This is a genomic window from Pseudomonas sp. AC255 (assembly GCF_979258175.1).
The window spans coordinates 1,303,522-1,322,372 of record NZ_OZ409841.1; the positions used below are offsets into that span (position 1 = coordinate 1,303,522).

The 18,851-nt window shown below is 59.2% G+C and carries 16 protein-coding genes; 11 read left to right on the plus strand and 5 right to left on the minus strand.

Going from position 1 to position 18,851, the window contains the following annotated elements:
* Nucleotides 1-48: 48 nt before the first annotated feature.
* The gene (locus ACZZ0K_RS06135) at nt 49-228 is read right to left on the minus strand and encodes a PA1571 family protein (protein ID WP_024013646.1); all 180 of its coding nucleotides are present in this window, start codon (nt 226-228) and stop codon (nt 49-51) included.
* A gap of 258 nt (nt 229-486) precedes the next feature.
* Between ACZZ0K_RS06135 and ACZZ0K_RS06140 the strand changes: the two genes are divergently transcribed.
* Entirely contained in the window at nt 487-2,268 is a 1,782-nt protein-coding gene (locus ACZZ0K_RS06140) for an ABC transporter transmembrane domain-containing protein (protein WP_258706996.1), read from the plus strand.
* 82 nt (nt 2,269-2,350) lie between these two features.
* On the opposite strand, the gene ACZZ0K_RS06145 is transcribed toward ACZZ0K_RS06140, so the two are convergent.
* Nucleotides 2,351-4,279 (minus strand): transglycosylase SLT domain-containing protein, encoded by a 1,929-nt coding sequence (locus ACZZ0K_RS06145; protein WP_258706995.1) that lies wholly within the window; start codon nt 4,277-4,279, stop codon nt 2,351-2,353.
* Between the two features lie 214 nt (nt 4,280-4,493).
* Here ACZZ0K_RS06145 and ACZZ0K_RS06150 point away from each other — a divergent pair, with 214 nt between their 5' ends.
* On the plus strand, nt 4,494-6,416 hold the full coding sequence (locus tag ACZZ0K_RS06150; protein WP_016775499.1) for an ATP-binding cassette domain-containing protein: 1,923 nt from the start codon (nt 4,494-4,496) through the stop codon (nt 6,414-6,416).
* A gap of 192 nt (nt 6,417-6,608) precedes the next feature.
* Here the strand turns inward: ACZZ0K_RS06150 and ACZZ0K_RS06155 are convergent, their stop codons facing one another.
* Nucleotides 6,609-7,046, minus strand: coding sequence for a universal stress protein (locus ACZZ0K_RS06155; protein WP_016775498.1), 438 nt, complete (start codon nt 7,044-7,046; stop codon nt 6,609-6,611).
* A gap of 103 nt (nt 7,047-7,149) precedes the next feature.
* On the opposite strand from ACZZ0K_RS06155, the gene ACZZ0K_RS06160 reads away from it, so the two are divergent.
* The 7 genes from ACZZ0K_RS06160 (at nt 7,150) to ACZZ0K_RS06190 (ending at nt 15,553) form a co-directional block, all read left to right on the plus strand.
* The gene (locus tag ACZZ0K_RS06160) at nt 7,150-7,587 is read left to right on the plus strand and encodes a hypothetical protein (protein ID WP_041477352.1); all 438 of its coding nucleotides are present in this window, start codon (nt 7,150-7,152) and stop codon (nt 7,585-7,587) included.
* A 526-nt stretch (nt 7,588-8,113) separates the two neighbouring features.
* Entirely contained in the window at nt 8,114-10,261 is a 2,148-nt protein-coding gene (gene fadB / locus ACZZ0K_RS06165; RefSeq protein WP_463559016.1) for a fatty acid oxidation complex subunit alpha FadB, read from the plus strand.
* Nucleotides 10,262-10,290: 29 nt separating this feature from the next.
* A complete protein-coding gene (gene fadA, locus ACZZ0K_RS06170; RefSeq protein WP_016775495.1) occupies nt 10,291-11,466 on the plus strand; it encodes an acetyl-CoA C-acyltransferase FadA in 1,176 nt (391 codons plus the stop codon).
* A 93-nt stretch (nt 11,467-11,559) separates the two neighbouring features.
* The gene (locus ACZZ0K_RS06175; protein ID WP_041477350.1) at nt 11,560-11,796 is read left to right on the plus strand and encodes a DUF1653 domain-containing protein; all 237 of its coding nucleotides are present in this window, start codon (nt 11,560-11,562) and stop codon (nt 11,794-11,796) included.
* Between the two features lie 114 nt (nt 11,797-11,910).
* Nucleotides 11,911-14,544, plus strand: coding sequence for a type I DNA topoisomerase (topA, locus tag ACZZ0K_RS06180; protein ID WP_258706994.1), 2,634 nt, complete (start codon nt 11,911-11,913; stop codon nt 14,542-14,544).
* A 144-nt stretch (nt 14,545-14,688) separates the two neighbouring features.
* A complete protein-coding gene (locus tag ACZZ0K_RS06185) occupies nt 14,689-15,213 on the plus strand; it encodes a DUF6586 family protein (RefSeq protein WP_041477347.1) in 525 nt (174 codons plus the stop codon).
* Between the two features lie 106 nt (nt 15,214-15,319).
* A complete protein-coding gene (locus ACZZ0K_RS06190) occupies nt 15,320-15,553 on the plus strand; it encodes a hypothetical protein (protein WP_003226592.1) in 234 nt (77 codons plus the stop codon).
* Nucleotides 15,554-15,650: 97 nt separating this feature from the next.
* Here ACZZ0K_RS06190 and sulA read toward each other — a convergent pair whose 3' ends face one another.
* Both sulA and lexA read right to left on the minus strand, forming a co-directional pair.
* A complete protein-coding gene (gene sulA, locus ACZZ0K_RS06195) occupies nt 15,651-16,124 on the minus strand; it encodes an SOS-induced cell division inhibitor SulA (protein ID WP_041477346.1) in 474 nt (157 codons plus the stop codon).
* 10 nt (nt 16,125-16,134) lie between these two features.
* Complete coding sequence (gene lexA / locus ACZZ0K_RS06200; RefSeq protein WP_016775490.1) at nt 16,135-16,743, minus strand: transcriptional repressor LexA; 609 nt, start codon at nt 16,741-16,743, stop codon at nt 16,135-16,137.
* Between the two features lie 229 nt (nt 16,744-16,972).
* Here lexA and ACZZ0K_RS06205 point away from each other — a divergent pair, with 229 nt between their 5' ends.
* Together ACZZ0K_RS06205 and nagZ are read left to right on the plus strand one after the other, a co-directional pair.
* Complete coding sequence (locus ACZZ0K_RS06205) at nt 16,973-17,680, plus strand: TetR/AcrR family transcriptional regulator (RefSeq protein WP_056791523.1); 708 nt, start codon at nt 16,973-16,975, stop codon at nt 17,678-17,680.
* Between the two features lie 170 nt (nt 17,681-17,850).
* On the plus strand, nt 17,851-18,849 hold the full coding sequence (nagZ, locus tag ACZZ0K_RS06210; RefSeq protein ID WP_258708209.1) for a beta-N-acetylhexosaminidase: 999 nt from the start codon (nt 17,851-17,853) through the stop codon (nt 18,847-18,849).
* Nucleotides 18,850-18,851: the final 2 nt, after the last annotated feature.

The following is an 18,851-nucleotide window of genomic DNA, read 5'->3' on the forward strand; positions in this document are numbered from 1 at the left end:
ATAAAAAACCCGGCCAATCAGGGCCGGGTCAGGAAGACGGTGGCTACATCACTCTTGTTCGGCAGGCTTGACCAATCGCTTCTCCAGTTCGCGGCAAGCGTCCTGGATCATGTCTTCAGTGATCGGTACTTCGCGGCCCTGCTCATCGATAATCGAGCAACCCAGAGACTGGTCGGGTTTGGTGCGGATCACTTCAATCTTGTCTTCGCTGCTGTGTTGCAAGGACATGGCCTGTCTCCTCATCAGGTTGTGTGCCTAAGTTAAAACCGCCACGTGACCAGGCTGTGACAACTCCCTGCGGTCTGTCGGCGGGCGGCATCTCTACTCAAACAGAAATGACCGCTCGTCTCAACCGCAACCTTAGACCAATCGTTTCTAGCATCCGGACATCCCGGGCATATTTAACCTGACTCATTGTGATTTACAGAGTTCCACCCCATCTGAGTCTGTAGGCTGGCCTTATTCATCTGCGCAGACGTGAACTCCATGATCTCCATGCTTTCTTCCCGACACCGGCGCGCCCTGCGCCTGACCAGTCATTTTCTCCTGCCGTACCGCTGGCATGCCTTCGGCGCACTGCTCGCACTGATCGTCACCGCCGGCATTACCCTGTCGATGGGGCAGGGCATCAAATTGTTGGTCGATCAGGGCTTCATGACCCGATCGCCGCATCTGCTCAATCAGTCGATCGGAATTTTCATGCTGCTGGTGCTCGGGCTGGCGCTGGGCACCTTTGCCCGTTTCTATCTGGTGTCGTGGATAGGCGAGCGGGTGGTCGCCGACATTCGCCGCCAAGTGTTCAATCACTTGGTGTATCTGCATCCGGGCTTTTATGAGGACAACCGCAGCTCGGAAATCCAGTCGCGTCTGACCGCTGACACCACGTTGTTGCAATCGGTGATCGGTTCGTCACTCTCGCTGTTCCTGCGCAATCTGCTGATGGTCATCGGTGGTGTGGTGCTGCTGTTCATCACCAATCCGAAGTTGACCAGCATTGTCGTGATTGCACTGCCGCTGGTAATCGCGCCGATCCTGATTTTCGGCCGCCGCGTGCGCAATCTGTCGCGCCAGAGCCAGGACCGCATCGCCGACATTGGCAGCTATGTGTCGGAAACCCTTGGTCAGATCAAAACCGTGCAGGCCTACAACCATCAAGTGCAGGACGAGCAGCGTTTCGCTTCTACCGTCGAGCAGGCGTTCGAAACCGCGCGTAAGAGGATCTTCCAGCGTGCGTGGCTGATCACTCTGGTGATCGTGCTGGTGCTTGGCGCGGTGGCGGTGATGTTGTGGGTCGGCGGCATGGATGTGATGGCGGGGCGGATTTCGGCTGGGGAACTGGCGGCGTTCGTTTTCTACAGCCTGATTGTCGGCAGTGCGTTCGGCACGCTGAGCGAAGTGATCGGCGAGCTGCAGCGCGCTGCTGGCGCAGCGGAGCGGATCGCAGAATTGCTGCGTTCGGAAAACATCATCCAGCCACCGTTGACCGGACTGGTCACTCTGCCAGCGCGAGTCAAAGGTGAACTTGAGCTGCGCGAGGTGCGCTTTTCCTACCCCTCGCGTCCGGAAAGCTACGCCGTCGATGGCTTGAATCTGACGGTGAGGGCGGGTGAGACCTTGGCATTGGTGGGGCCGTCGGGCGCGGGCAAGTCCACGGTTTACGACTTGTTGCTGCGCTTCTACGATCCACGCGAGGGGCAGATTTTCCTCGATGGCGTGCCGCTGACCAGCCTTGACCCGCTGGATCTGCGCCGCTGTTTCGCCCTGGTCTCGCAAACCCCCGCGTTGTTTTTCGGCAGCGTGGAGGACAACATTCGCTACGGCTGCCCGACGGCCACGCTTGAACAGGTCAAGGAAGCTGCGCGAATTGCCCACGCCCACGACTTCATCGAACAAATGCCGGACGGCTATCAAACTCATCTCGGCGACGGCGGCCTCGGGTTGTCCGGCGGTCAGCGCCAACGTCTGGCCATTGCCCGCGCCTTGCTAGTGGACGCGCCGATCCTGCTCCTTGACGAAGCCACCAGCGCCCTCGACGCACAGAGCGAACATCTGATCCAGCAGGCCCTGCCAACGCTGATGGAAAACCGCACCACGCTGGTGATCGCTCACAGGCTGGCCACGGTGAAGAACGCTGACCGGATTGCGGTGATGGATCAAGGCAAGCTAGTAGCGGTGGGGACACATCAGGAGTTGATCGCCAGCAATCCGCTGTACGCACGGCTGGCGGCGTTGCAGTTCAATGATGGTCGATCTGTCACAGCAGACTGAGCAATCGACCAAGTAACCGACCAAAAAAATGCCCGCATCTCACGATACGGGCATTTTTCATGATCCGGCGTCAGCCTGGTGATTACTGATCGTCAAAATACCGCTCATGCCAATCCACCAGCGGTTGCGGCGAGTTGAGTTTTTGCCCGTAGATCACCGAGTAGGACAACACGTTCTGCACGTATTGACGGGTTTCGTCGAACGGGATGCTTTCCACCCAGACGTCGAAACTCAGGTGATCAGCGCCGCGCAGCCACTGACGCACGCGGCCTGGCCCGGCGTTATAAGCGGCGGAGGCGAGCACGCGGTTGCCGTTGAACTGGCTGTGCACCTGGCTGAGGTAAGCGGCGCCGAGCTGAATGTTCTTGTCTGGATTGAGCACTTGCTGCGGCGAAGCCAGGGGGATGCTGAATTTGCGTGCGGTTTCCTTGGCGGTGGCTGGCATCAGTTGCATCAGACCGCTGGCGCCGACGCCGGAGCGCGCGTCGTCCATGAACGCGCTTTCCTGCCGGGTGATGGCGAACACCCAGCTCGAATGCAGGCCGCGAACCTTGGCTTCACGCACGAGGGTATCGCGGTGAGCCATCGGGAAGCGGATGTCCAGGTCGTCCCAGTACTGTGCCTGACTGATGGTGCGAATCGCCGGAAAGTACCATTTCAGGTCGTAGGCCAGTTTGGCCTGGGCGACCATTTCATCGCGATTGAAATGACGGCTGACGTGATACCACTCGCGACGCCCGTCGACGATCTGCCCGCGTGCATGAAACTCCAGCGCGCGCCGCACGCCGGGGGTGTTACGAACCTTGTTGATCAACGCTTGGCTGAGCACCAGCGGCTTGTTGTTCAGCGAGTAAGGCGATTGTGAACGGTCTGCGGCGAGGAAGCCGTAGAAGTCTCGTTCCCGCGCCAGATTCTTGTACAGGGTCAGCGCTTGCGGGTTTTGTGGCTCGGCCAGTTCCAGACTGCGCGCCTGCCAATAGCGCCAACGGTTGGTGGCGGCCAGGTCTTGCGGCAGACGCTTGGTCAATTCGTAGGCATCGTTCCAGCGTGCCAGACGCAGCAGCAGGCGCAGGCGCCATTCCGAGACGGTGTTGTCGCGCAGCTCCGGATCGTATTTGGTCATCACGTCCAGCGCGCGGCTGTCGAAGCGGCGCGCGAGGGTCAGGCCGATCTCGCGAGCGATCGCGACTTTCTCATCGCGAGAGAAATGCATGCTGCTGGCGTAACCGTCGAGCAGGGCCATGGCCTTGTCCGGATCCTGCCTGGCGAGGCGGCGCAAGCCGAGGCTGACGACGTCTGACATCGGCTCGTCGGCCGGGGTGAAGCGCGACGGCTGGTTGAGCAGTTCGGGTTTCTGCGCCACGTCGACCAGCAAACGCCCGCGCGGGGCTAGGGTGGTCAGGCCGTTGATCAGGCTGTTGGCCAGCGGATAGTTGCGTGCCTGCGCAGCAAGTTTGGTGCGCTCCCAACGTTTCTGCTCGGTAAGCTGGCCGTCGGCAGCCCAGATGCCGAACAGCGCGTCACAGGCGGCGGGTTGCGATTTGCCGGTCAGCCAGAGTTTTTCTGCGTTCGCATAGCCTTCAGCCTTCTTGTCGTGGCTGATTTGGTACTGCGCGTTGAGGCAGTCGAGCTCAGTGAAATTCAGCTTCGGATCGTAATATTTGACGAAGGTCGCCCAGTCGCCACGGTCGGCAAGCCAGCGCAACCAGCGCAGCTTCATCCAGTTGGCCTGCGGCAGGTCACTGTGTTCGGCGAGGAATTTCTCGATTTCTGCGTTGCTCGCGGTCTTCAGACGCGCGGTCAGTTCGTCATAGGCCAGATACGGTTCCAGCGGATAATCGGCCAGCGCCTGGCTGTAACGGAAATACGGGCCGGTATCACCCTTGGCCAAGGCGCGCTTGGCTTCATCGTAATACTGGCGTTGGGTGGATAAGTCCACCGCCTGGACGGATTGAGCGGCAGCGGCGGTAAGAAACAAGCAGGACAAAACACTGAAAAGGCGACTGCGCATGAGACATCCGGGCAGAGAAATCATGACAAGTGCCGATCGGAATCCGCACTGAATTGACTGTAGCTTAGCCTTTTGCCAGCAAGCGGCGAAAGCTTTGCGAGCCTCGCTGCACAAGTTCGCAACAAATGTTGTGCAGAGTGCTTCGACAGACAAATTGCCGGCCTGTTGAAGCCTCAAGTCAGGTAGAATGCGCGCCCGGTTTTTGGAGAAGCTCATGACCCTGCTCAAATTCAGCGATGTGTCCCTTGCGTTCGGCGCTATGCCGTTGTTGGACAAGGTGTCCTGGCAGATCGCCCGTGGTGAGCGGGTGTGCATCATCGGCCGCAATGGCACTGGCAAGTCCAGCATGATGAAACTGGTCAAGGGCGACCAGAAGCCCGATGACGGCTCGGTGTGGCGTGCCCCCGGTCTGAAAATCGGCGAATTGCCGCAAGAATTGCCAGTTGCCGACGACCGGACGGTATTCGACGTGGTGGCTGAAGGCCTCGATGGTGTTGGCGCCTTGCTCGCCGAATATCATCACCTGAGCCAGAACATCGTCACCGACGCCGATCTGGACAAGCTGATGCACGTTCAGCACGACCTCGAAGCCCGTGACGGCTGGCGCCTGCAGACGCTGGTCGACAGCACCCTCAGCCGTCTGCAACTGCCGGCCGACAAGACCCTCGCCGAACTCTCCGGCGGCTGGCGTCGTCGCGTGCTGCTGGCGCAGGCGCTGGTGTCCGAGCCCGATCTGTTGCTGCTCGACGAACCGACCAACCACCTGGACATCGGTGCGATTGCCTGGCTCGAAGAAGCGTTGAAAGATTTCCAGGGCGCCGTGTTGTTCATCACGCACGACCGTTCCTTTTTGCAAAACCTCGCCACGCGCATCCTCGAACTGGATCGCGGTGGGCTGATCGATTGGAACGGCGACTACGCCAGTTTCCTCGTGCACAAAGAAGCTGCGCTGGCCGCTGAAGAAACCGCCAACGCGCTGTTCGACAAGCGTCTGGCTCAGGAAGAAGTCTGGATCCGTCAGGGCATCAAGGCCCGCCGCACTCGTAACGAAGGTCGCGTGCGCGCCCTGAAAGCCCTGCGCGTTGAGCGCAGTGAGCGTCGCGAGCGTACCGGCAAGGCCAACATCCAGCTGGAAACCGCGGACAAATCCGGCAAGCAGGTGATGGTCCTCGAGAACGTGAGCTTCGCGCATCCGGGCGGGCCGTTCCTGATCAAGGATTTCTCCATGGTCCTGCAGCGCGGCGACCGTATCGGTCTGCTCGGCGCCAACGGTACCGGCAAGACCACCCTGTTGAAACTGATGCTCAGCGGTCTGCAACCGACCAGCGGCAAAGTGGAAGAGGGCACCCGGATCGACGTGGCGTACTTCGACCAGTTGCGCCATCAGCTGGATCTGGAAAAAACCGTGATCGACAACGTCGCCGAAGGTCGCGACTTCATCGACATCGACGGGCAGAGCCGTCACGTGCTGAGCTATCTCGGCGACTTCCTGTTCAGCCCGCAGCGTGCACGCACGCCGGTCAAGGCGTTGTCGGGTGGTGAACGTGCGCGTCTGTTGCTGGCGAAGCTGTTCAGCAAACCGGCGAACCTGCTGGTGCTCGACGAACCGACCAACGACCTCGACGTGGAAACCCTCGAGCTGCTCGAAGAAGTGCTGCTGACTTTCAACGGCACCGTGCTGATGGTCAGCCACGACCGGGCATTCCTCGATAACGTGGTGACCAGCACCCTGGTCTTCGAAGGTGAAGGCAAGGTTCGTGAATACGTCGGCGGCTATCAGGACTGGATCCGTCAGGGCGGTTCGCCGCGTTTGCTGGGCGTGACTGAAAGCAAGTCCGGCAAGGCTGACCTGAACTCGGCGGTGGTTAGCGCTGAGCCGGCTCCGGTGGCTGCGCCTGCGGCGGCTGCTCCGGTGGCCAAGAAGAAACTGAGCTACAAGCTGCAGCGCGAGCTGGAAGCCTTGCCGGGCGACATCGACGCCAAGGAGCAGCAGATCGCCGCGGTTGAAGCGGAAATGGCTGAAGCCGGTTTCTATCAGCGTCCGCCGGCGGAAACGGCCAAGGTGATTGCTTCGCTGGAGCAATTGCAGGCCGAGCTGGATGCGTTGGTGGAGCGTTGGGCCGAGCTGGATGCCTGATTGCTCCTGATGTGAAAAAGCCCGGCGCTCAGTGATGAGCGCCGGGCTTTTCATATGTAACGCGATCTACAGGCGGTAGCACGTCACCTGTGGGAGCGAGCTTGCTCGCGAAAGCGGTGTGTCAGGCGGCACTCATATTGAATGTGCCGACGTATTCGCGAGCAGGCCCGCTCCCACAAACTGCAAGACAGATCAGCGTTTGACCAGGTGCACCGCGAGTACATCGCATGGCGCACCGTGCAGCACGTCATTCGCGGTCGAGCCGAGCAGCAGTGCCAGGCCATGGCGGCCATGACTGCCGACCACAATCAGATCGCACGCTTGTTCCTTGGCGAAATGATGGATTTCCTGGCGTGGCTGGCCGTAGGTCAGATGGCAATTGGCGCCTTCGAGCTCGGGGTATTTCGATTTGAGTTTTTCAAGACGCTCCTTGGCCTGATCAAACTGCTGTTGTTGCAGTTGTGACAGGTCCATTGGCACGTCGCCACCGAAGGCCATGGCCATAGGTTCAACGATATGCACCAGCGACAACTTGGCAGCGTTGCTCACCGACAGCTCGCGGGCGCGGTGGATCACAGGGTCGCACTCTTCGGTCAGATCTACAGCGACCAGTATGTGGTGGTAGGGCATGAGGTGCTCCTCCTGAGGGTTCGATATTGGTAAGTATGGCTGGTTTCAAGCGCATTGGTTCGCAAGTGACACAATGGGCTCATCAAAAATCGGGAGTACAGATATGACGGTCTGGCTGGTGGTGTCAATCCTGCTGGTAGTTTTAAGTCCGCTGGCATGGTTGCGCCCGTCTCGCACGCAGAGCGGGCGCATGGCCCTGCGCATGGAGGCGCGACGCATCGGCCTGGCCATGCAACTGGCGCCGCAGGAGTGGCCGCACTGGCTGCTGCCGGAGCCGCCGAATCCCTGCGCCCAGTACCACCGGCCCCGGCGTGGCAGTCAACCGGCGTGCTGGACGTACTGGCAGAAAACCCCGGGCGTCTGGGTCAATCAATGGCAGGAAGTCTGCGATGACCGGATCCTGCTCGATTATTTCGAAAAATTGCCGGGCAATGTTTTCAAGATCGAAGCGGACAAGCAGATGATCGCCTTGTACTGGGGCGAGAAGGGCGAGGCGACGGTTCTGCAGGATATCGACGCGACCCTGAAAGCACTGGCGTGATGCGCGGACTTTTCTCACTGCAACGGTGTGAAACGTCCGGCAGACGCGCAATAAAAAGCCCGACATGATTCGTCGGGCGGATTGGCCAGGCAGGCCGGTAATCTTTTTTGCGGCAGGCGCTTTGATCGCCTCGGCAAATTTTCTCGCAGTCCACCCAGCGTAGCCTTCTGAACAGGGCTCGGCGGAAATTAGGGCGACTTTTCTAACTATTGATTCTATGAATGGCTCAACATCGAGACGGGTGTTGCTGCTCATCATGGTGCAGAAATGACCGCAAAGTCGCATTTCAGCCCGAATTTAGGGCGATTGACAATTGTCTGAAATTCCGTGAAGGTGACGTACCCGAATCAAACGGGCGTATGAATTGAGCGTTTGTCTTACAGACTGCTCCTACAGAATCCCGACTATCGCGTTGGCGGGTGTGCCAGGCGGACAGGTGTCAGCATCGACGAACAAAGCGTCCTTCTGAGCCATAAGCCTGCGTCCGACGTGTACTGTTCAGCTTCCATATCGTGGAGATCAGTTGATGATTTACGAAGGTAAAGCCATCACGGTTAAAGCTCTTGAAAGTGGCATCGTCGAATTGAAATTCGACCTCAAGGGTGAGTCCGTCAACAAGTTCAACCGTCTAACCCTGAACGAACTGCGTCAGGCCGTAGACACCATCAAGGCAGATGCTTCGATCAAGGGCGTGATCGTCAGCAGCGGCAAGGACGTGTTCATCGTCGGCGCCGACATCACCGAATTTGTCGACAACTTCAAGCTGCCGGATGCCGAGCTGGTTGCAGGCAATCTCGAAGCCAACAAGATCTTCAGCGATTTCGAAGACCTCAACGTGCCGACCGTCGCGGCCATCAACGGCATCGCTCTCGGTGGCGGTCTGGAAATGTGCCTGGCGGCCGACTATCGCGTCATGTCCACCAAGGCCAAGATCGGTCTGCCGGAAGTCAAACTGGGCATCTACCCAGGCTTCGGCGGTACTGTGCGTCTGCCACGCCTGATCGGTGTCGACAACGCCATCGAGTGGATTGCCGCCGGCAAGGAAAACCGTCCTGAAGACGCCCTGAAAGTCAGCGCCGTCGACGCCGTGGTTGCTCCAGAGAAGCTGCGGGAAGCTGCCCTTGAACTGATCAAGCGCGCCATCTCCGGTGAGTTCGATTACAAAGCCAAGCGTCAGCCGAAACTTGAAAAACTCAAGTTGAACGCCATTGAGCAAATGATGGCTTTCGAAACCGCCAAAGGTTTCGTGGCTGGCCAGGCCGGCCCGAATTACCCGGCGCCGGTTGAAGCGATCAAGACCATCCAGAAAGCCGCGAACTTCGGTCGCGACAAGGCACTGGAAGTGGAAGCTGCAGGCTTCGTCAAACTGGCCAAGACCTCTGCTGCGCAGAGCCTGATCGGCCTGTTCCTGAACGATCAGGAATTGAAGAAAAAGGCCAAGGCCTATGACGAAATCGCCAAGGACGTGAAGCAGGCTGCCGTACTCGGCGCCGGCATCATGGGTGGCGGTATCGCTTATCAGTCGGCCTCCAAAGGCACGCCAATCCTGATGAAGGACATCAACGAGCACGGTATCGAGCAGGGTCTGGCCGAAGCCGCCAAGCTGCTGGTCGGCCGCGTTGACAAGGGTCGCATGACCGCGGCGAAGATGGCTGAAGTGCTCAACGGCATTCGTCCGACCCTGTCCTACGGCGACTTCGGTCACGTCGATCTGGTCGTCGAAGCTGTGGTCGAAAACCCGAAGGTCAAGCAAGCGGTACTGGCTGAAGTCGAAGACAAGGTCAAAGAGGACACCATCCTCGCGTCCAACACCTCGACCATTTCCATCAGCCTGCTGGCCAAGGCCCTCAAGCGTCCGGAAAACTTCGTCGGCATGCACTTCTTCAACCCGGTGCACATGATGCCGCTGGTGGAAGTGATCCGTGGCGAGAAGTCCAGCGAACTGGCGATCGCCACTACCGTTGCCTACGCGAAGAAAATGGGCAAGAACCCGATCGTCGTCAATGACTGCCCGGGCTTTTTGGTCAACCGCGTGCTGTTCCCGTACTTCGGCGGTTTCGCCAAGCTGGTCAGCGCCGGTGTCGACTTCGTCCGTATCGACAAGGTCATGGAAAAATTCGGCTGGCCGATGGGCCCTGCGTACCTGATGGACGTGGTCGGCATTGACACCGGTCACCACGGTCGCGACGTCATGGCTGAAGGTTTCCCGGATCGCATGAAGGATGACCGTCGTTCGGCCATCGACGTGCTGTACGAAGCCAAACGCCTGGGCCAGAAGAACGGCAAGGGCTTCTACGCCTACGAGGCCGACAAGAAAGGCAAGCAGAAGAAAGTCGCCGATCCGTCGGTACTCGAAGTGCTCAAGCCGATCGTTTACGAGCAGCGCGAAGTCACTGACGAAGACATCATCAACTGGATGATGATCCCGCTGTGCCTGGAAACCGTGCGCTGCCTGGAAGACGGCATCGTTGAAACCGCCGCCGAAGCCGACATGGGTCTGGTCTACGGTATCGGTTTCCCTCCATTCCGTGGCGGTGCGCTGCGCTACATCGATTCGATCGGTGTTGCCGAGTTCGTTGCCCTGGCTGACCAGTACGCTGATTTGGGCGCGCTGTACCACCCGACCGCGAAGCTGCGCGAAATGGCCAAAAACGGCCAGAGCTTCTTCGGTTAAGCGCCCCCAACTAGAGTGAGAGTGAACTTATGAGCTTGAATCCTAGAGACGTCGTGATTGTCGACTTCGGTCGTACTCCGATGGGCCGCTCCAAGGGCGGCATGCACCGCAACACCCGCGCTGAAGACATGTCGGCGCACCTGATCAGCAAACTGCTGGAACGCAACAGCAAGGTCGACCCGGCGGAAGTCGAGGACGTGATCTGGGGCTGCGTCAACCAGACCCTGGAGCAGGGCTGGAACATCGCGCGCATGGCGTCGCTGATGACCCAGATTCCGCACACTTCGGCCGGCCAGACCGTCAGCCGTCTGTGCGGTTCGTCGATGAGCGCGCTGCACACTGCTGCGCAAGCGATCATGACCGGCAACGGTGACGTGTTCGTGGTCGGCGGCGTCGAGCACATGGGCCACGTGAGCATGATGCACGGTGTCGATCCGAACCCGCACATGTCGCTGTACGCGGCAAAAGCCTCGGGCATGATGGGCCTGACCGCGGAAATGCTCGGCAAGATGCACGGCATCACCCGTGAGCAGCAGGATGCCTTTGGCGTGCGTTCCCACCAGTTGGCCCACAAGGCAACCGTGGAAGGCAAGTTCAAGGACGAAATCATCCCGATGCAGGGTTACGACGAGAACGGTTTCCTGAAACTGTACGACTACGACGAAACCATTCGTCCGGAAACCACCCTGGAAAGTCTGGCGGCGCTGAAGCCGGCATTCAATCCAAAGGGCGGCACCGTGACTGCCGGTACTTCGTCGCAGATCACTGACGGTGCTTCGTGCATGATCGTGATGTCGGCGCAGCGTGCACAGGACCTGGGTATCCAGCCTATGGCGGTGATCCGTTCGATGGCAGTGGCAGGTGTGGATCCGGCAATCATGGGCTATGGTCCAGTGCCGGCAACGCAAAAAGCCCTGAAGCGCGCAGGCCTTGGCATCAACGATATCGACTTCTTCGAGCTCAACGAAGCTTTCGCCGCACAGGCTCTGCCAGTGCTGAAAGATCTGAAAGTGCTCGACAAGATGAACGAGAAGGTTAACCTGCACGGCGGCGCGATCGCCCTGGGTCACCCGTTCGGTTGCTCCGGTGCACGTATTTCCGGCACCCTGTTGAACGTGATGAAGCAGAATAGCGGCACCTTCGGGGTGGCCACTATGTGCATTGGTCTCGGCCAAGGCATCTCCACCGTCTTCGAACGCGTTTAAGCGTCTCGTCGATGGAAGCCGGGGCCCAGTGCCCCGGTTTTTGTTTTTGGGTTTTTTATTTATTTTTGAAAAGATTTCAGTGAGGGCCGAAGCATGCCGATACAACCTGGGCTCTACCAACATTACAAAGGTCCGCAATACCGTGTATTCAGTGTTGCGCGGCATTCCGAAACCGAAGAAGAAGTGGTCTTTTACCAAGCCCTGTATGGCGATTACGGCTTTTGGGTGCGCCCGCTGAGCATGTTCGTCGAGTCGGTCGAGGTTGACGGCGAGCAGGTGCCGCGCTTTGCTTTGGTGCAGGCCGAACCGAGCGTCTTTGACAAGGCATGAGGCGACTGCGCAGACAACCCTGCGCTTGACCTCACCTTGTATCAACTATATATAGCGGTGCCGCGTCAGGCGCCAACCGCCTTTCACTTCTAGAATTCAGGAATTTTCTGATCCATGGGCAAATCGCTGGTCATTGTGGAATCCCCGGCTAAGGCCAAGACCATCAACAAGTATCTGGGTAACCAATACGTGGTGAAGTCGAGTATCGGCCATATCCGAGACCTGCCCACCAGCGGTTCGGCTAGCGCCAGCAAAGAGCCAGCCGCCAAGCGCGGCAAGGCTGCTGCGGGCGAAGGTCCGGTGCTCTCGCCGAAAGAGAAAGCGCGCAAGCAGCTGGTCTCGCGCATGGGCGTCGATCCCGAACACGGCTGGAAAGCCCAGTACGAGATCCTCCCGGGCAAAGAAAAGGTCATCGAAGAGCTGCGCCGGCTCGCCAAGGATGCTGACACCATCTATCTCGCAACCGACTTGGATCGCGAGGGGGAAGCCATTGCCTGGCACCTGCGCGAAGCCATCGGTGGTGACGACAGCCGTTACAAGCGCGTGGTGTTCAACGAAATCACCAAGAAGGCGATCCAGGAAGCCTTCTCCGAGCCGGGCGAGCTGGACATTGATCGTGTCAACGCCCAGCAGGCGCGTCGCTTCCTCGACCGCGTCGTCGGCTATATGGTCTCGCCGCTGCTGTGGGCCAAGATCGCCCGTGGTCTGTCCGCCGGTCGCGTGCAATCGGTTGCGGTGAAGCTGGTGGTCGAGCGTGAGCGCGAAATCCGTGCGTTCAATCCCGAAGAATACTGGGAAGTGCACGCTGATCTCGGCACCACCAAAGGCTCGACCGTGCGTTTCGAAGTGGCTCGCGAAAAAGGCGAAGCCTTCAAGCCGCTGAACGAAGCCCAGGCCATGGCTGCGCTGGAGAAGCTCAAGTCTTCCAGCTACAGCATCGTCAAGCGCGAAGACAAACCGACCAGCAGCAAGCCGTCGGCGCCGTTCATCACGTCGACCTTGCAGCAGGCTGCGAGCAACCGCCTCGGTTTCGGCGTGAAGAAAACCATGATGATGGCCCAGCGTCTGTACGAAGCTGGCTACATCACTTACATGCGTACCGACTCGACCAATCTCTCGGCCGACGCCGTGGCGATGGCGCGCACATACATTGAGGACGAATTCGGCAAGAAATACCTGCCGGAAACGCCGAACGTTTACAGCAGCAAGGAAGGCGCGCAAGAGGCTCACGAAGCGATTCGTCCGTCCGACGCCAATACCACGCCGAGCAAGCTGGCGGGTATGGAGCGCGATGCCGAGCGTCTGTATGAGCTGATCTGGCGCCAGTTCCTAGCCTGCCAGATGCTGCCGGCGCAGTACCTGTCGACCACCGTCAGCGTCGGCGCTGGCGACTTCGAGCTGCGTGCCAAGGGCCGTATCCTCAAGTTCGACGGTTACACCCGGGTGATGCCGCAAATTGCCAAGCCTGGCGATGATGACGTGCTGCCGGACATGGCCCAGGGCGATGTGATGAAGCTGATCAAGCTTGACCCGTCGCAGCATTTCACCAAGCCACCGGCGCGTTATTCCGAAGCCAGTCTGGTCAAGGAGATGGAAAAACGCGGCATCGGTCGTCCTTCGACTTACGCTGCGATCATTTCGACCATTCAGGATCGCGGTTATGTGACCCTGCACAACCGTCGTTTCTACTCGGAAAAGATGGGTGACATCGTCACCGAACGTCTGTCCGAGAGCTTCTCCAATCTCATGGACTACGGCTTCACCGCCGGCATGGAAGAGAACCTCGATGACGTGGCGCAGGGCGAGCGCGACTGGAAAAACGTGCTGGACGAGTTCTATGGCGACTTCAAGAAGAAACTCGAAGTAGCGGAAAACCCGGACAGCGGCATGCGCGCCAACCAGCCGGTCATGACTGACATTCCGTGCACCACTTGCGGTCGTCCGATGCAGATTCGTACCGCATCGACTGGCGTGTTCCTCGGCTGTTCGGGCTACAGCCTGCCGCCGAAAGAGCGCTGCAAGGCCACCGTCAACCTGGTGCCGGGCGATGAAATCGCAGCGGACGACGAGGGCGAATCGGAATCGCTGGTACTGCGTGGCAAGCATCGCTGCCCGATCTGCAGCACGGCGATGGACGCCTACCTGCTGGACGAGAAGCGCAAGTTGCATATCTGCGGCAACAACCCGGATTGCGCCGGTTACGAAATTGAAGAAGGCAGCTATCGCATCAAGGGCTATGAAGGTCCGAGCCTGGAATGCGACAAGTGCGGCAGCGAAATGCAGCTCAAGACCGGCCGTTTCGGCAAGTTCTTCGGTTGCACCAACCCTGAGTGCAAGAACACCCGCAAGTTGCTGAAGAGCGGTGACGCGGCGCCGCCGAAGATGGATCCGGTGAAGATGCCTGAGCTGAAATGCGAAAAGGTCAACGACACCTACATCCTGCGCGATGGTGCGTCCGGTCTGTTCCTGGCCGCCAGTCAGTTCCCGAAAAACCGCGAGACTCGCGCTCCGCTGGTGATCGAGATTCTGCCGCACAAGGACGAGATCGATCCGAAGTACCACTTCCTGTGCGAGGCTCCGCAAAAGGATCCTGACGGTCTGCCAGCGGTCATCCGCTACAGCCGCAAGACCAAGGAGCAATACGTACAGACCGAAGTCGACGGCAAGCCGACAGGCTGGAAAGCGTATTACGACGGTGGCAAGTGGACTATTGAAGACAAGCGCAGCGCAAAGGCCAAGGCTGAGTAAGCGCTAGTCTGAACAGCAAAAAGGCCGCATGAACCCTTCGGGTTTTCATGCGGCCTTTTTGTTTTGTGCTTGCGCTGGCATCGGCTGATCCATGACACTGCCGGGCCTGTGTGAAGCAATTATTTCGTTGTGGAGGCTGCCGTCATGGCCCACGAACTCTATACCCGCACCAACCAGAAGATCTATTTCGCCGGGCTGTCACTCGAAGCTCTGGCTCGTGCTGAAGAAGGGCGGGCGATGAATTCTCTGGCGCTGATCCAGGCCGGGCGTGAGTCGGCGTTGTTCCACCTCTACGGCGCACTGCTGGGCTTGTGTCATGAGATCGCCGGCTTTTATCGTCTGCCGCAGGCCAATTCGCCGAGGGCAGAGGAGTTGTTGAAGCGCGAAGTGCTGGAGTCGATCGCCATTCCGGAGTTGGCCGAAATGGTCGAGCTGGCCGGTAATCCGGAAACCTGGCTGGCGAAACTGCTGGCGGCGCACGCAGCACTGTTTCAGCCACCGAGGGCGCCACGCAAGCCGAAAGGCGACGTGACGCAGCCGCTGATCCAAGCGATTAATCTTGATGAAGAAGAGGCGCCAGAAGAGCTCAGTCGAGACGAGCTGGAGAGCTGGCGGCAGAACCTTAAAGGTCTGGCCCTGCGTTTCCGTGAAGGTTTGAATGAGTGCTGATTGGATTTGGCGCAGTGGCAATCTGAAACATGCTGCTGGTCAAGATCCCGAGCGAAGCTCGAATGATGTCTATATAATCGCTGCCTTTCGTGGAGAACAGACTTATATGCCAACGTCCTTTCTAGAAATTGTCGAGTTACCAGACGGCCGAATCGAACTGCGCAGGGCCGAGGACGAAGGTTCTCTGGTGACGCTGGATTTCTCCGAGGATGCCAAGGCGTTCCTGCAAGGCCAGCACGTTGAAATTGCCAAAGCGATGTTGAGCGTCGGCGTGCAGATGGCAGGTCGTATGGTTGAAGGCGAGTTTGATAAGGAAGAAGGGCCGCGGGTTCTTCATTGATCCACGCTTTGGCCTTTTCTCGGTCGCTTGCGCTTCAGATCGGCTTCTCTGTCCTTGGAGAAGCCCTGCGCTTCACACAGCGCGCATTACTCAACAATCAACCCAAACGAATGTTCAGGCTCTGAGCTTCGCCCGTGCGCGCGGCGCTGATCAGTTGTTGCCGTGAGTTGGCATTCAACGGGTTTAGCCAGGTCACCACGGTGTGGCTGCGACCCAGTCGCAACGCTTCGCACGCCAGTTGCTGAGCACTCTGTGTGCCACGCGGTTGCAGCAGCAGGATGCGTTCGCGGTTCAGGCCGGCATCGCGCAGCCAGGTTTGCGTCAGGCTGGCGGGTGGGGCGATCAGCGTCAGCCAGCGCGCATCCTGATCCTCGCTCAATTCACGCAGGATCGGCGCTAGCAGGTTCAGGCAGTTCCCGGCCGCACCACGCAGTGATAGCTCACTGAAGGCGTCAGGTTTGGCATTCCAGTCACGCTCGACCACGTCTTTGAGGATCGGCGCAATCGGTTGCGCCAGAAACGCTTCAAATAAAGGCAGTTGTGTTTGCTGAGGTGTGTGTGGGAACTGCATGGAGCCTCCTTTAGCGGCGAATGACGCCGACACTCAAGCCTTCGATCACCAGTTCCTGATCTTTCAGGTCGACTTCGATAGGGGCAAACTCGGGGTTCTCGGCAATCAGCCAGACTTTGCTGCCTTCACGCTTGAAGCGTTTGACCGTCACTTCGTCGCCGATACGCGCAACCACAACCTGGCCGTTACGCGCTTCGCGGGTGGTATGCACTGCCAGCAGGTCACCATCGAAAATACCGATGTCCTTCATGCTCATGCCGTGCACACGCAACAGGTAATCGGCGCGAGGATGGAAGAAGGTCGGGTTGATGTTGCAGGATTCTTCGATGTGCTGTTGAGCGAGGATCGGCGCGCCGGCAGCCACTCGGCCAATGATCGGCAGGGTGGAGTCATCTGCCTTGGCTTCGAAGCCGGGAATACGAATGCCGCGGGAAGCGCCCGGGGTCATCTCGATCGCGCCCTTGCGGGCCAGGGCCTTGAGATGTTCTTCCGCCGCATTTGGCGATTTGAAACCCAATTCCTGAGCGATTTCCGCACGGGTGGGCGGATAGCCGTTGTCTTCGAGGCAACGTTTGATGAAGGCCAGAATCTCGGCTTGGCGTGGCGTCAGCTTTAGCATATTGATCGCTCTGTCTTTTTATACAGTGACTGGGATTATATACAGTGAAGCAGTCTTGGCAATGGGCGTTTTTTTGCCGCCCGCCGAGCGGTCGCGAAGGGCGCTTATTAATGCTGGCGCCTTGTGTGGTTAAATACCTGACCGACCATTCCCAAAACGAACCGGCAGGCTTGACAAGGCTTAGGCTGAAACGTATGTTTCAAACAAGTGTTTGTCAGGCGGAGTAGCCATGGCCCAGTCGGAAACCGTTGAACGCATTCTTGATGCTGCCGAGCAGTTGTTCGCGGAGAAAGGATTCGCTGAAACCTCATTGCGTTTGATCACCAGCAAGGCTGGCGTCAATCTGGCTGCGGTGAATTATCACTTCGGCTCGAAAAAGGCGCTGATCCAGGCGGTGTTCTCGCGCTTCCTCGGTCCGTTCTGCGTCAGCCTCGATAAAGAGCTGGAGCGCCGTCAGGCCAAGCCTGAGAACAAGCCGACCCTCGAAGAGCTGCTGGAAATCCTCGTCGAGCAAGCGCTCGTCGTGCAGCCTCGCAGCGGTAACGATCTGTCGATCTTCATGCGTTTGCTCGGCCTCGCGTTCAGCCAGAGCCAGGGCCACTTGCGACGTTATCTGGAAGACATGTATGGCAAAGTGTTCCGCCGCTACATGCTGCTGGTCAATGAAGCGGCGCCACGCATTCCACCGATCGAGCTGTTCTGGCGCGTGCACTTCATGCTCGGCGCCGCAGCGTTCAGCATGTCCGGGATCAAGGCCTTGCGCGCGATTGCCGAGACCGATTTCGGCGTGAATACCTCCATCGAACAAGTGATGCGCCTGATGGTGCCGTTCCTCGCTGCCGGCATGCGCGCCGAAACCGGCGTCACCGATACAGCCATGGCCAGCGCGCAATTGCGTCCGCGCAGCAAATCCATACCGGTCGCCGCCAAGGTTTGACCGCGCACGGGTGGGCGCGGCAGCTGGTATCCGCTAAGCTAGCCGGCCATGCCGACTCTCGTACTGAACCCGATCTGCATGAATTCTTCTGACCGTCCGGGCAATGCCCACGGTAGCGAATGCAAGCAGATCGGGTTTTTCGTTTTCAAGGAATCTCTATGACTGCTGGCCTGCAAGGCTCGTTGATGGTGGACGTCGCCGGTACCTGGCTGACGGCTGAAGATCGCCAATTGTTGCGTCAGCCCGAAGTGGGCGGCTTGATCATTTTCGCCCGCAATATCGAGCATCCACGCCAGGTGCGCGAACTGAGCGCCGCGATCCGCGCGATTCGTCCGGATCTGCTGCTGGCGGTGGATCAAGAGGGCGGGCGTGTGCAGCGCTTGCGTCAGGGTTTCGTCCGTCTGCCAGCGATGCGCGCCATCGCCGATAACCCGAATGCAGAGTATCTCGCCGAGCAATGCGGCTGGATCATGGCCACCGAAGTGCTGGCGGTCGGGCTCGATCTGAGTTTCGCCCCGGTGCTGGATCTGGACTATCAGCGCAGCGCTGTGGTCGGTACCCGTTCATTCGAAGGCGATCCCGAGCGCGCAGCCTTGCTCGCCGGTGCATTCATTCGCGGCATGAACAGCGCCGGCATGGCCGCCACCGGCAAACATTTCCCGGGACACGGCTGGGCCGAAGCCGACTCCCATGTGGCGATTCCGAACGACGAGCGCAGTCTCGACGAAATCCGCGCCAATGATCTGGTGCCCTTCGCCCGTTTGAGCAAGCAGCTGGCCGCCGTCATGCCGGCCCACGTCATCTATCCGCAAGTCGACTCGCAGCCGGCCGGTTTCTCCCGACGCTGGCTGCAGGACATCCTGCGCGGCGAGTTGCAGTTCGATGGCGTGATCTTCAGCGATGATCTGTCGATGGCCGGCGCTCACGTGGTCGGCGACGCTGCCAGCCGCATCGAAGCCGCGCTGAGTGCCGGTTGCGACATGGGGCTGGTGTGCAACGACCGCGCGGCAGCCGAGCTGGCGTTGAGTGCTGCCCAGCGTATGAAGGTCAAGCCTTCCACGCGCATCGCGAAGATGCGCGGGCAGGCCTTCGCCAGCACCGATTATCGTCAGGACCCGCGTTGGCTCACCGCCCTCGGCGCGCTCAAAGATGCTCAACTGATCGATTAAGG

Coding starts and splice junctions, on each gene's coding strand:
- ACZZ0K_RS06135 (WP_024013646.1), bottom strand. CDS start 228: ATGTCCTTGCAACACAGCAGCGAAGACAAGATTGAAGTGATCCGCACC.
- ACZZ0K_RS06140 (WP_258706996.1), top strand. CDS start 487: ATGATCTCCATGCTTTCTTCCCGACACCGGCGCGCCCTGCGCCTGACC.
- ACZZ0K_RS06145 (WP_258706995.1), bottom strand. CDS start 4,279: ATGCGCAGTCGCCTTTTCAGTGTTTTGTCCTGCTTGTTTCTTACCGCC.
- ACZZ0K_RS06150 (WP_016775499.1), top strand. CDS start 4,494: ATGACCCTGCTCAAATTCAGCGATGTGTCCCTTGCGTTCGGCGCTATG.
- ACZZ0K_RS06155 (WP_016775498.1), bottom strand. CDS start 7,046: ATGCCCTACCACCACATACTGGTCGCTGTAGATCTGACCGAAGAGTGC.
- ACZZ0K_RS06160 (WP_041477352.1), top strand. CDS start 7,150: ATGACGGTCTGGCTGGTGGTGTCAATCCTGCTGGTAGTTTTAAGTCCG.
- fadB (WP_463559016.1), top strand. CDS start 8,114: ATGATTTACGAAGGTAAAGCCATCACGGTTAAAGCTCTTGAAAGTGGC.
- fadA (WP_016775495.1), top strand. CDS start 10,291: ATGAGCTTGAATCCTAGAGACGTCGTGATTGTCGACTTCGGTCGTACT.
- ACZZ0K_RS06175 (WP_041477350.1), top strand. CDS start 11,560: ATGCCGATACAACCTGGGCTCTACCAACATTACAAAGGTCCGCAATAC.
- topA (WP_258706994.1), top strand. CDS start 11,911: ATGGGCAAATCGCTGGTCATTGTGGAATCCCCGGCTAAGGCCAAGACC.
- ACZZ0K_RS06185 (WP_041477347.1), top strand. CDS start 14,689: ATGGCCCACGAACTCTATACCCGCACCAACCAGAAGATCTATTTCGCC.
- ACZZ0K_RS06190 (WP_003226592.1), top strand. CDS start 15,320: ATGCCAACGTCCTTTCTAGAAATTGTCGAGTTACCAGACGGCCGAATC.
- sulA (WP_041477346.1), bottom strand. CDS start 16,124: ATGCAGTTCCCACACACACCTCAGCAAACACAACTGCCTTTATTTGAA.
- lexA (WP_016775490.1), bottom strand. CDS start 16,743: ATGCTAAAGCTGACGCCACGCCAAGCCGAGATTCTGGCCTTCATCAAA.
- ACZZ0K_RS06205 (WP_056791523.1), top strand. CDS start 16,973: ATGGCCCAGTCGGAAACCGTTGAACGCATTCTTGATGCTGCCGAGCAG.